The sequence below is a fragment of the Nostoc sp. UIC 10890 genome (assembly GCF_054786515.1).
Genome location: NZ_JBSGKF010000005.1, coordinates 161,227 through 174,707, shown reverse-complemented (window position 1 = coordinate 174,707; position 13,481 = coordinate 161,227). Strand labels below are relative to the sequence as shown.

Below are 13,481 nucleotides of genomic sequence, written 5' to 3'. Positions count from 1 at the left end.
ATCAAAATACTTTAGAAAAGTAAAGATGCGACAGCTTAGTAAATCGATGGAAATCATTAAACGTAACGTTCCAACAAGCAAAATAATCTGGGAAAAGCTTTCCCATTCTTATCCTTATTTCTTTTACTTATGCGAATCAAACCTGATTTCTGGCAAGGTGCAGACCGAATTTGTTGGCTATGCGTATTGATGGAAGAATTTATTGGTACTAACTCACTGGACTATGCACCAGTGGCAATGTCAGGCATGGCGAGTATCTTGAACGCACCTAAATTAAAGCAAGCTTGTCAAGGCATTTTCAATATGCGGCAGATGTCGCTGACTTATGTTACGGAGCAGTCAGTAAAACATGCAGTAGCGCTTTATAACGATCATCACTACTGCAACAAAACAAAAGGAACCTATGAGATTGAGGCTCAGACGCTTCGCTTCAAAAGAACAGACCCCTTAGAAGACCCGTTGATTGCAAAAGCGCGTAAAATTCTTAATACGCCGATGTCCTATCAACTACATACTGCAACAGTTGCCGACCCTCGTCAGCCAATGGTGGTTTCTTTAGGTCAAGAGACAATGGCAGTGAGAGTACCAATCAATCCTATTACCGCCCCTCTTGCCGAACGTCGCACGCATTCTCTCAATCGCCAGCCCAAAGGAAAAATCCGCATTCCCCTGAAAGAACTACGTGACTTAGCTATTGAGATGGACGAGCGTGAGTCCAAAAATCCCGAACGGCGATCTGGGAGCTGGGTGAGTCGTTTTGAACACTTTGACCTGATGATACCGTCTATCGGCAAGGGACTGCGGAAAGAAGATGACACATTGGAACTAGAAGGCATCAAGCATTTAATTGGCTTGCCAGGGGCTGGTAAAACAACGCTTCTCGTGCTGACGGCTATTTGGTTGGGACGGAATGCTTACAAAGCCATGTTTCTTTTCCCCTCGATTGAAGTAGCCAGACAGTACATGGCTCAACTGGCATTTCATAAGGTTAAAGTGGGAATGCTAGTGGGTCAAAGTGATGAGACTCGTCGTCGTCATGCAGACAATATTGCTGAGGCAATTGCAGCTGGTGGAGGTAATGCTGGCTTTGCCCACAGTTTGGAAGGGGCAGAAGTATTTAGTTTGAATTGTGTTTTACCAGCCTTTTCAAATGCTGATACTTCGATGTGGGGTTTTGGTTACGCACCTTGCGAAGAGATTTTGCAAGGTGGGGGTAAGAAAGGGCAAATGAAGAAGTGCCTTTGTCCTTTGTGGACAATGTGCGGTCGTAACAAAGCACCGCGAGATTTGATAGACGCAGATATTTGGGTTGGTCATGTGCGCTCCCTCGATACTCAAGTACCACCCCATGCGATTCGAGAGAATTTGCGATATTTTGAATTGATTGCCCGTACGTTCGATGTAGTTGTGTTTGACGAAGCCGACATGGTGCAGTCAGTTTTGGATGCTTACGGGGCAGCAACTTTAAGCATCTCAGGTTCGGACACTTCAATTCACCGGGAAATTCTCGAACAAATCCATAACCGCTTTGCTCGTGGGGAAAATCATCGACTATCTGACCGAGATGTAGAACTCTACAGTCGTTACTTAGCAGAATTTGGCAATCACAATACTTCGCTAATGACCGCCATTCAGAATATGCCCTCGTCGAGGGTGGGGGAACGTTATGAAAACCAACTATTAACTGTATTAAGGCTTGTTAGTGATTTATTAGATGGCTTTGAGAAATACTCCAAACGCGATCAGCTTGATGACCTTGAAGTCAAACTTGGTTTCAGTAAAAGTCGGGCGCTGACTGAAGTTTGGGAATCAGCAGCTTACCGTGCCTTTTACAACCGTACAGGTATTGAGGAAACAGACTGGGCTAAAGCTGATTTGTGCGCTCAAATTCTAGAAACAAACCGTAATATTTTAGAAGCACAATGGAAGAATTTAGTTAAGCACTTCCGCCGTTACCTAGCTGAAGATTCAATTAAGCAACGTGACAAAATTGTCGAAGAGATTGCCGAATTGTTTCTTCCTCTCTGCTTTCCCGGCCGTCAATCCCCAACTGAAGCAAACGATGTAATTACATTATTGGTATCAGTCACTTTCATGATTTTGGGTTATCAACGAATTGTACCGGGAACTAGAACGATGGTTGCAGAAGGGCTAATCCGAGAACCAATTGTGGAGTCTACAGCAACGCCAGAATTGCGAAAGATTATCCCGGAAAATATTCTTGGTTCGTTTTCTGGGGTGAAATACAGTTTTAAGAAAGCGCAGACAACTCGTACCACTGCTCGAAACGTAGAACTTTCGTATATTACTTTTGTCGGTGCGCCGCGAATGCTGATGCACCGTTTTCATAAATTGTTAGAAGCAGATGGAGAACAATCAAAACCAGCTATTTTAATGACTTCGGCAACATCATTTCTGGAAGCAAGTCCGGCTTACCACATTAATGCTGGGCCGCATTATTTACTCAAACCGCGCCAAGCAAAGCATGACCCAAAACGCAGCGTTTACCGCTTCAAATGGATTCCTGATCGCGAGCGTGGCGATGAACCCCTGCGATACAGTGGCGCTGGAGAACTTCAGGAACGCAATCTCAAGCGAATGGTGGACGCATTGGTACGGGGTGGCACTACAAAATCAGAAATTTTCAAGTCTATTCGCAATTTTGATGTAAAAGACGGCATACATCGCAAAGCAGCCTTAATCGTTAATAGCTACGAGCAAGCTCGCACTATCAAAAAATTTCTTAACGACTATCATCCAGAGGTTAGCAGACGCACAAAAGCAGTTGTTCGCTCTCTAAAAGAAGGAGAGCAACCAATAGATTTTGTTACAACTGCCCAGTGCGAAGCACTAGGAGATGATGAAACTTGCGATATTTTAATTTTCCCCATACTTGCAATTGGTCGGGGCGTAAATATTGTTTTCACCAAAGGGCAAAGGAAACTTGACGCTGCAATTGGATCGATTTACTTTCTCACTCGTCCTCATCCTTCCACGGATGATATGCAGCTTTTGTACAGCCTAGCAGGACGGTCAACGCAAGAATTTGATAGTAAAGTTTTTACCGAAGCAGAAGACCTGAGCGCGATCGCTTCTTCTTGGCACCAGTCTCGAAAAAATCTTTGGCGATCTGCTAATCGATTGTTGCGCGAACCTTTGATGGCTAGCCGTCTTGGTTCTGATCTATTTAGACCATTTACAGCTAATCAAATGGTTGCCATTTTACAAACAATTGGGCGAGGTATGCGGAATGGTTGTCCAGTAGCAGTTTATTTTGTAGACGCAGCTTGGGCGATTCAATCCACAAAGGATAAACCCGACTATGGGCGAAACAGTATGTTGGTACAGATGCGAATCATCCTAGAAGAATGTGTAAATCATCCTGACCCTGTAATTCGAGAAATTTATCAAGAACTTTACGGCACATTTCTAACCCCTTTACAACGAATTGAAGGCGTAATTTATCCTGAAAATCTGCGTTCAAAAGAAGAGTTGACAGACGAGGAAGATTTCGATGAATTTTCACAATTATTGGAGATGTAATAATGGGTAGCAATTTTTCTGACGACTTTAGCTTTAATGAAGATTTATCTGAACTTGACGAAGATGAAGTAACTGAGACAAATTCACTTTCAGAATCCTTTTATATTCCGCTAGGGATGCCTAAAAGTATCAAGTTTGTCCCTCTAGCCTTTAAGATCCCAGACGATTTGCCGACCGTATGGGTGGAGGGCTATACGCTTGCATGGACAAAGGTTGCTCTAGGCAATTTAGCTGCAATTCAAAAAGGAAATCGCACTGATGGACATAAAAATGTTAAAAATCTTCCCTATGCTTCACTGCGTGGACTTCTGGAAGTAGGACTCAAAGATTTAGCACGACTGGAGTCGAACTTAGGTCTTAGCACCTTTGCTTTAAATACTAAAAGTACAAGCGAACCAGAACCTTTTGCTTATCTAGTTGATGGCAGTTTAGAAGCAATTAAAAAGTCTCTTCAAATAATACACGACAACTGGATTACTAACTTTCTTCGACCTTATGCTAAACGAGAACAAATATCAGAAGAAATTATTAATAGGCTAGAAGAATTAGGAGAAAACGAAGAAATTTTTCAAATCATACCCTTTAAATACCAAGCTTTACCTTGGCCTTGGTCGGAGCAAACAGGTACAACTAATCCTGATACTAGAAAAAGCAAATATTTGTATCGAGTTCTAGCCGATCATGTAGCTCGCCAAATAGCTGGTAAAGAGATTTTTCACGGTCTAGGTTCAATGAATCGGATTATATCCAGTGGTGGTGGACTCACTTCTGGCGTTGCAGAACTTATTACTAAGCCAATCAGCATCATTGACAACCCAGAAAAAGGTAAATTCAGTCTAGTGGTACGCTTAGAAGTAATAACATATCCTTCCCTTCATCAGCCTTTGCTAAAAATAGATGTTTCTAAGCGGCGCTGGATAAGTCAGTTGAAATCCCCTGAGTTTGACCGTAATGATATTAGTGGCTTTGTCTTTTCTCAAGACCATCCCGACCGCGCCTTTAGTTACCGAGTAGTTTGCAAAAAGGATGATAAAAACTGGCAGTGGGTGACAGATAAGGATTTTGAAGCTTTGCGCCGTGAACTGAAACTAAAAGCACAGACTTTTAGTGGGCAAGATATTGCACTGGGCAAAGCCAGTGATAACAGTAACACAGTAGTGCTGACTTACCGCAATGGGCTTCAGAACGGTGTAAAAGAATATGGAATTAAGGCTGGTGTACCTGAGACTGATAAGCTAGAAGCATTTGAGGCAATTGCAAACATTCTTGAGCGAATTGGACTTCAAAAATTTGAGGGTTACTCGCAGGTGAAATCTAGGCACAATTCGGACGATACAGCATCACGTATGATTAATCCTCCCACAGTGCTTGGTGCTTGCCTAGAAGCGCTTGAAACAAATTGTAACCTGGAGTTTACCCCAAAATACCTTGAGCAATTTGACGATAATCAGCTAAACAGTTTGTTACGCAAACACTTTGACATTGTTTTAGATGAGATTCATCAGAGAAGGAAAGTTCTCCAATTTGGTAGCTCCAAATCGAAAGACCAGACAAATGAACTTGTATCGCTTATTCGGGCAAATCAAGAGGCCTTGCGGCGACTTTACCCAAATGAACGGTTGCTACTCATCATCTTCTATGAAAAGGAGTTGCAAACAGAGATGAAATTGCTAGAAGCAATTATCCGCGTTCTGTGGGGAGAAACAATAGAATTCCTAGCCACTTGTTTACCAGCAAATACTCATGGGCCCAGAGTTGCATTACCAGGCAAAGAATTAAAAGCTAAGGAGCGTTCGGAATGCCGACGTGAGGCGTGGAAACCTATTGTAGAGCAAGTTGCTCTACGCGAACAGCGAACTTTTTGCTTGATAATGGCACGAGAATTTTACCCAGATCCCCAAGGACAGAACAATCTAAAACATGATGATAGGGTGAATAAACCTTCAACTCGCCAAGCTTTGGCTGCAATGGCTGGTTCTTGCGTACAGTTTGTCTTACCAATTGAGAAGACTCAAACAACAAAACTTTTTAAATTAGAAGATTTCTTCCATCGAGTACAAGCAGCTCTGAAAGATTTGCTGTCTGCCCATTCTGGTCGTATTGATGGCGTGCAAGAGAAGGTTGACAAGTACTTAAAAGATATTCCAACAGAAGCCAGACCAAAAGAAATTTTGGCGATTACAGTTGTCCGCAAACAGAGGGGTCGTGTTCGCGGTCGCATCGAAAATACATTTTTAGCAGTGGCGATGCGCCTCAAGGTAGATACAGGCAAGTGTGAACTTTGCTGTGCCCATGACAAAGGAAATACCTTAGCAATCAGCCCTTGGAGCAGTTTTTCTGATGGAATCGCCTTCATTGCTCAACTGTCTCCAGTAAAACTGGGCGATAAAAATGAAGTGCGTAAGACTAGATTCATGGAATTTGTGAAACAGATTATTTCTAATTCCGTGGAAGAAGAAGCACAGCCACTAGTAATGATTGATTCTTCTAACTGTGTCCAGCTGTGGCCTTGGCTTGCAGATATCAGAATTAATGCAAATGAAATTAATTTTGAGCAAATGTATCAATGGATGGAGCAAGAGTGGCAGGGCGCACGCATAATTCGGATTCGTCAAGACCTTGCCCCTGGAATTATTGATAAAAAAGAAAGGCTTCTAGCTGAAACCTCTCTAGAAGACACACGGTCTAAAGAGGAATTAAAAAAATTGCCCCCAAACCTTAAACTACCATCTGCATCTAGTTCATCTGGATTATTCCGACTCAGTGGTACCAACCAAAGTGAGTGTGTTGCTTATCTATCTGTGGGAGGTAAAACACTCCACCAGCATTTACGCGGACAAAGTTGCTATCGCCCAATACAAATAAATACACCTGTAACTCTAAAAAAAGATGGTGGGTTACGAGAAAAAGTTTTAAACCAGGCTGGGTTAGAGATTCATCAAGTCTCGGAAAAACCACCATTTTTGGATCAGTGGCCCACTCCAAACCCTCTTGAGATTCTTGTTACATTACGGCAACCGCAAGATGACCCTGATTGTATAGCTTCCCTCGTGGAATCACTACGCTATAGCTTTGGTCATTATAGCGAGTGGACTGTTTTACCTGCTCCCTTGTTTTTTGAGCGTGTTGTGCGGGACTACATTAGCGAGTTTGCAATTGAAGATGAAGATACTGAAGTGGAGGCAGAGCCTTAAAAAGGACTGAACAAAGTTCTTATACGGGGTTAAATAAGCAGTGATACCGAAAGTTACGCTAAGAACTTGATGAGTCACTTTCAATATTACGATCATCAAAAATTAAACTGTACCAATTGAAGTCTCTAAAATTTAAAGTCTTCAAACCCTTGCTGTATCGTACAAAAAAGCTGCGCCAAATAATCTATAGGTTAATCGGTACATCGAGAATTGTGAAAAATATTGATTTGCAGAATACTTACCCAGTAAGGATTACAGCCTTAGCATAATTCTCTGTACGATTGCTCATTTACCCCCTCAAATAAATGATTTTAGTTGCACCGTGAGAATGTGGGATGGCGAGTATGCCGTTGGCTTGCAGCACCTAAAGTCCTTCAACTACCTGCCTGCCGAGTGTAAGCAGATGCGGGTGATTTGCGATCGCATTAATCAGGTGTATTCCGATTCGCTGGAGGAGACAGTCAAAAGTCTTTTGCAGTCGTTGGGGAAGGTGAATCGTCCTTATCTTACTGAGTTGGAAGAAAAAACTTTGAGCTTTCTAGAGTCTGAAATTAAAGTGTAATAGCTAACTGCGTTGCCAACTCTTCATAAAACTGTTTATGTGAACCTGAATAATTTTCTGCACCTAAACGTGTTAAGTATCCCTTCTTGCCTGTGTAAGGATTAGGGATATAGCTGTAAATGTATAGTTTTCTACATTCGGGATTTTCAGACCAACCAATATTGAATGCAGCATACTTGGGAAAAAAGGTGATTGCATTGTAATAATCAATGCGATCGTGAATCCACCATGCTAAGGCTGTCCAATCGGCAGTTTTCTCATAATAATCAATGAAAGAATTCACGATAATGCAGGCTGTAGCACCCATATAACCTTTAGCGTCTGGAACATCCCAGATATGAACTGCATAGTTAGATGTGTTACTAGCACAATTGTACTGGTTTTTATTTTCTGCACCTTTAGCATTGACAGCAGATGACCGATATCCAGAGCGAATGCTGATTCTTCCGAAAGCTTGTTGAATTGGTTCTAGAACTTGTTCACAAAGACTTTTGCCGGAGGCGATCGCCAAATCAGGATTATCTGGTATATTTGGAATTCCTTCAATTTGAGAAATTTCTGAGTGTAGAAAATCACGCATAAAGAAGTTTTTTGACAAACGTACCCGACCTAATTCTTCCAATGATTTGACAGTTTGTGGTCTTTTCATTATTTTTAATTTAATTCGACGCGACGAATACCCGCAAATATACCTTCAGTGATGGAATGGGAGGGATACTGCTTCTGCTATCGCCAGATGATTATTTACGTGCGGTCAATGGCACTTTGGGGGCAATTGTACAAAATTAAGGGTCAGTGGATAGATTTGTTCTAGGTTATAAACTTGCTAAAACAAGCAGTTCAGTTTGCCAACCTTCGCTATGGCTTAAGGTAAGGACAGTATAACCAGTCTCGTACCTCAGATTATCGCGCTCAATTTTATCTTGCTTGCGCTTATTGGGGCTATCATGAACTGAACCGTCACAAAAAACAGCGATCGCCTTCTCCTCATAAACAAAATCTGGTTTACAGTTTGCCTCTGGAATAAATTTCTGAGCAGCATCGGGTAATTTATACCCCCGTCGATAAATTTCTTGCAAAACCACACGCTCAAAATCAGAGTTAGGGTCTGTTTGTTCCAGCAATTTTTGATATTGCAGATCGCGAGAAAGCCCTTTAACTTGAGTAATAACGCTACTCTCTAGTAAGAGGTCAAGCCAAGGTTTGGTGAGGTGACGATTTATCAGTGCATGGTCAAATTGATTGCGGTAAGAGAGCAAGCATTCATAACAAGCTTGAATACAACTGTCTTTAGGTTGTGTGAAATGACAAATGTCGAAAGCTGCATCAGCAATTTTTCTAAATGCCTCTGGTTTTTCTAATAGCTGAGAGAGTACACCTGCACCACCTTCAGCAGCTTCCCAAAAAAGCAAGTATTTGCCTTCGCCTAATCGTTCGGAGTCGAGTTCATCAGCTTCTAATTTGTAAACGGCTTGAATTGCAGTTTCTAAGGTGTATTGCAGGGTGGCAATAAAAGCTTCTCTATCCTCAACAGGAACATTTAATGGCTCAACAATCAAGATATTGCAAGTATCATCAACCATTAAATTTACTTCGGGATGCAAGGTGTCGGGTGTCTGTTGAGTCTGTGGATTTTTATGGTCGCCCCATACCCCCGTTGTTGGATTGAGCTTAAATCCTCGTTCTTCTCTATTCCTCTTCAGTCCCCGATTAATTCGCCAAATAGTAGCTGTAGCCCCATAGGTTAATTTGAACAGTGGCGTACCGTCAGCAGCTTGGACAATGGCTGATTCCCGCTTTTGGCTAGCGTAGCGGAAATGTGTGGTGATGTTGTAGCCGTACTTGAGCCGTTCTTCTTCGTCGCAGGTAATGCGTTCTCGACGACGAGCGATCGCAGTTTCCATTGGCAGTACACGAGTCAACTTGTCTACATTCCTATGAACATCAGGTTTTATTTCTGCGCCACAGTTTTCACAAGTGTCACGAAAATCGCCATCATGGTAATACCCGCAATTAGCACAGACACTTACCCGTTTATACTCGCCTTCAATGCCACCAACAGGAACTTTAGTTTTGACCACCATGAATTTACTACCTTCATAATAAAGGATGTTATTGGGAGCAAATTCCCGTAATGCCATTGAGCGTGGACGAGAAATAAATTCGCCACCTTCACCAGCCGGAATAAATGCCCGAACTGGCAGGCGAGGGAAGTTGAATCCTGGTAAAAACCCTTCGGCAGCAAAGTAACGATAGGGATAAAATTCAAACTGGGAATTACTCTTGCCTTGGCTGTGTCCGACGAGTAAATCAATTTGTCGTTGTGCTTCTCTTGCCTGAGCTTCGGCATTGTTACGTTCTTCCTGAGCAACATCACCTCTAGCAAAACGGTCAATGGTGCGACGGGCAGATTCTAACTGCTTGACTGATTCTGTGTACAATTCTCGCCAGCGCTTACAGGCTCGGTCAAAAGCATTCAGAGCATTTTCGATAGTTACCTGTAACCAATTGACCGAATACCAAGAAGCTTTTTGCAGATCCTCTTGGCAGAAAAAGTCTGAGAAGATAGACTGAGCGGCTTGCAGACATTGGGTTAATTTGGCTTGGCTCAGAGTAAGTTGTTGGCGAATGCTGTCTTTGAGGGGATAGTTTTCTAATTCCAAATCCAAGATTTTATTCATGGAATCTTCCAAGTAAACCCCAGTATGTGCCAGCCAAATCGAGTAAACATGAGATTTAATTAAATCCTGGTTAGCTAGCTCTAGTTTTGGTGGAGCAACTACCCCAGCAACCATTTGATTTTGTCGTTTGAAAAAGTATTGATCGTGACCGCTACCAATGGAAGCATAAGTAATGACTAAAGCTTGTTGTCCACTTCTACCAGCACGACCGCTACGTTGGGCGTAATTAGCAGGACTGGGGGGAACGTTTCGGAGATGGACAACGCTAAGGTCGGAAATGTCGATACCTAATTCCATTGTCGGAGAACAAAACAATGCAGCTAATTGTCCTTGACGAAATTTTTCTTCCCGTTCTTGACGGTCTTTGTTGCTTACCTGTCCGGTATGCTCTCGACCTTCCATTGTTTGGATTTGCAAGGCATTGGTTTGGTAAAAACCTTGGAAAAATTGGTTAACAGATATATTGGGTTTATCGTTACCTTGCAAGCGACGGGATGTTAAGGGATCGGTAGGGATTTCCTTGAGGTTGGTTGCTTTCCATAGTAGTGAATCTATGCGTAGCTGTACCTCAGATTTTTCTTGCACTAGGTAGCCAGCATCACACAAAGCATCAATTAAAGTAGTGATTAAGCTGTTGAACTCTACATCTGTTAAAAGTTGGCTGCGGAGCGACCATGTATTCGGTGATCGCAAAAATCGTCCAATTTTACTTCTAGTAGTAAGTTTGACTTTCGCTTTTTCATTACCACCAGTACTAATAGTTGCCCAAGTTGCTAAGTATAAATATTCGTTCTCATCAAATACCCAAGGTTCTTTAAGAGCTTGAATAACTTCGCTTTTAAGTGAATCTTTTTGGTCTGGTTGTAAAAGTTTGGCATCAATTGCCAATTCTCGTCGCAAATGGTTGAGGAATGCTTGGGTAATTACGAAACGTTGTTGCGGAGTCGCTTGTAGTAAAAGAGGATGGCGGTGTTTTTGCCATAGTTTATCGTCAGCACAGGCTTCTTGGAGTCCGTCATACTCAATTATCAACAGTCCGCACTGTTCGAGGTTGGGTTGAACAATGCGCCATCCCCGACGTAAGTCTTCGTAAAGGCGGTATTCAATCAGTTTGCGAAAGGCTTCTTCATTGCGACGCTTCCCGACACCAAATTCTGCTGCTTGCTTGGCGTAGTCGTTTTGAGTAATTCCCATGTATTGGACGACTACACTAGCTAATTCGCTGTGAGTGAGTTGTCCTTTGGCTTGAATTGCGCCTAAAAGTGCTGCTCGTAAGAAACTGGTTTGGACAAAATCATTGAAATGTCCCGCTTGTAAAGACGCATCTTGACGGTTATCGGTAAAACTGAGGATTTTGGCAGCTTTAGCTTTCTCCCCTGTAAAGACTTGCTTGAGGCGGCTGGTGGTAGAAAGACAAAGTAGAGTGGTGGCGGTACTGCGTCCTTCACTGCTGAGGCGAGAGAGTTTAGCAAATTCGTTGCGCTTTTTGTCATGAAGTACACCGCAGTTGAGACAGGTCAAAAAGGGCTTAGGAATAAACCAACAAGTGGTTCCTTGCAACAAGGAGGATGTAACTTTACCATTGGGTAGAATTTGGAGTTTGCGAGGAATAAACCGTACAAAGTCTTTTTTGGCAACCCGTCCTTTCTTTTTGGTTTCACTAAACCAAGAGTCAGGAAGTCTATCTTCATCGCTTGTATCCCAAAGTTCTGGTTCATCAAGGGTAAGATAACCTTCGGTAATATCTGCATCATCAGGACTAATATCTAATGCAGTTGGCAATTGAGGCAGGGTAATATGCTTATCGGCATCGTAGCGCACGACATAATAATCCTGTCCACATTCCCGACAAAAAACGAGGGGATAAAGTATGCGGTTGTCGGTGGTTGTATATTGACCTTCGAGGGTTAAATGGCGTTTGTCTCGATTTTCAATAGTGGCGTAAACGCTTCCCCCTTGGGAAATGAACTGATGTAGGCGAAAGGCAAGTCCATTAGTTTTGCTTCCCCAAAGGAACATCTGTTTGAGGACTGTTAAACAAGTTTCCTCTAGAAGCTGGGTTTGTTGGGCAAGTTTGTTTGCACCCGTTTCTAAACTAATGGGTTGACGGCGCACAAGATGCCCTTCTCTTTCTTCTAAACCAAAGTTCATCTCGATCCAGTAGCTTAGGGAATGGTTTCGGAATTCTGTTAGTGTTTGTTCTAATTCGGTTGGTAAACCTGCCAAGATTCCTTGGCACAGTTGTTCAATAGTAGGTTCAACACGTTGGATAGAACGTTCTAGGGTTTCATCAATAACATTGTTGGGTTTAATTTCCACGCCAAATAACTTACTAGCGACATTTGCTACAACTTGGCGGCGTTGTTCGCGGGAACCGACCGTTGACATGGTGGCACTTGTGCCAATGCAGAGTAATTCCTCATTACTTTTGCTACGCTGACGGAGTTTGCGGATCAATATGGCAACGTCTGCACCTTGTCGTCCCCGATAGGTATGTAATTCATCCAGTACCAGGAATTTTAAATTGGGAGACTCGACCAGTTTATTTTCGTGAGTGCGTGAGAGCATTAACTCTAGCATCACGTAGTTGGTGAGCAAAATATGGGGTGGATTGTTTTGAATTTCTGTTTTCTTGGTTAAACTTTCTTGCCCAGTGTATTTTTCAACACGAATGTGAGTATTCGGAACTTGACGTAAAAATTTGTCGAGTTCTTCTTTTTGGGAGTTAATTAAGGCATTCATCGGATAAACCAATATTGCCCTGACTCCTGAAATTTCAGGATGACGCAGTAAATCATCAAAGATCGGCACGACGTAAGTCATGCTTTTACCGGAACCTGTTCCTGTAGTAACAACGTAAGGTTCTTGGCGTTGTGCGGTTTCAAATGCTTGCTTTTGGTGGTAATGGAAAGTAAAGGGCGTGCCGTCTTTTTTGTAGAAGTATTTCTCGCAGTCTGGATGAAGCGTTTGCTGTTGTACTAACTCTTTAACTGTTGCACCTTTTTTGTAACTGGGATTGAGTTGTACTAGGGGGTCAGTCCAGAGTTGCCCCTTGTCTAATTCTGCGTCTACAAATTCTTTGACTTTGCGATCGCGGATTTTGAGGAAGCTTTCTATATAGCGGCGGTAGTCGCCTATTACCTCGTTGCGGAAGTTAAAGATATCAAGATCATTTGTACTTGTTAACTCGTAGTCGGTAATGGAGGTTTGGGGTTGGATGTATCCTAAGCGTTGGTTAATCCAGTCTTGAAGTTGGTGGTTAAAGGTTGGGGTAATTGTGGAGAAATCGAAAACTTCTTTAATTTCGGTTGACTGCCAAGTTTCAGGGATAGCTGTAAATAAAAGGGTTAATTGCTCTGGAGTAAGGGCAACCACACCTAAGCAATCTAATAATGCTAATTTTTGACCTAATAGAGTGCTGATAGATAAAATAGCATTCTCTGGTTGCTGGATTAATTCATTTAGCTTTACAGTTATAGCCATCTTTTTTATTAAAATTAA

General features: G+C 42.4%; 5 protein-coding genes. 3 read left to right on the top strand and 2 right to left on the bottom strand.

The window, feature by feature from the left end:
- The first annotated feature begins 129 nt into the window (after positions 1-129).
- From ACWATR_RS34475 to ACWATR_RS34465, 3 genes are all read left to right on the top strand, one after another.
- Entirely contained in the window at positions 130-3,543 is a 3,414-nt protein-coding gene (locus ACWATR_RS34475) for a pPIWI_RE_Z domain-containing protein (protein WP_460343127.1), read from the top strand.
- A gap of 2 nt (positions 3,544-3,545) precedes the next feature.
- On the top strand, positions 3,546-6,737 hold the full coding sequence (locus ACWATR_RS34470; protein WP_460343124.1) for an RNaseH domain-containing protein: 3,192 nt from the start codon (positions 3,546-3,548) through the stop codon (positions 6,735-6,737).
- Positions 6,738-7,065: 328 nt separating this feature from the next.
- A complete protein-coding gene (locus ACWATR_RS34465) occupies positions 7,066-7,299 on the top strand; it encodes a hypothetical protein (protein ID WP_460343121.1) in 234 nt (77 codons plus the stop codon).
- Here ACWATR_RS34465 and ACWATR_RS34460 read toward each other — a convergent pair.
- Both ACWATR_RS34460 and ACWATR_RS34455 read right to left on the bottom strand, forming a co-directional pair.
- Positions 7,289-7,948, bottom strand: coding sequence for a peptidase M15 (locus ACWATR_RS34460; protein WP_460343118.1), 660 nt, complete (start codon positions 7,946-7,948; stop codon positions 7,289-7,291). The two genes, ACWATR_RS34465 and ACWATR_RS34460, sit on opposite strands and share 11 nt — an antisense overlap.
- A gap of 166 nt (positions 7,949-8,114) precedes the next feature.
- Complete coding sequence (locus tag ACWATR_RS34455; protein WP_460343115.1) at positions 8,115-13,463, bottom strand: DEAD/DEAH box helicase; 5,349 nt, start codon at positions 13,461-13,463, stop codon at positions 8,115-8,117.
- Positions 13,464-13,481: the final 18 nt, after the last annotated feature.

What these genes read in the sequence shown, in the direction of transcription:
- ACWATR_RS34475 (WP_460343127.1), top strand. Translation starts at nt 130, where the DNA reads ATGCGAATCAAACCTGATTTCTGGCAAGGTGCAGACCGAATTTGTTGG.
- ACWATR_RS34460 (WP_460343118.1), bottom strand. Translation starts at nt 7,948, where the DNA reads ATGAAAAGACCACAAACTGTCAAATCATTGGAAGAATTAGGTCGGGTA.
- ACWATR_RS34465 (WP_460343121.1), top strand. Translation starts at nt 7,066, where the DNA reads ATGTGGGATGGCGAGTATGCCGTTGGCTTGCAGCACCTAAAGTCCTTC.
- ACWATR_RS34470 (WP_460343124.1), top strand. Translation starts at nt 3,546, where the DNA reads ATGGGTAGCAATTTTTCTGACGACTTTAGCTTTAATGAAGATTTATCT.
- ACWATR_RS34455 (WP_460343115.1), bottom strand. Translation starts at nt 13,463, where the DNA reads ATGGCTATAACTGTAAAGCTAAATGAATTAATCCAGCAACCAGAGAAT.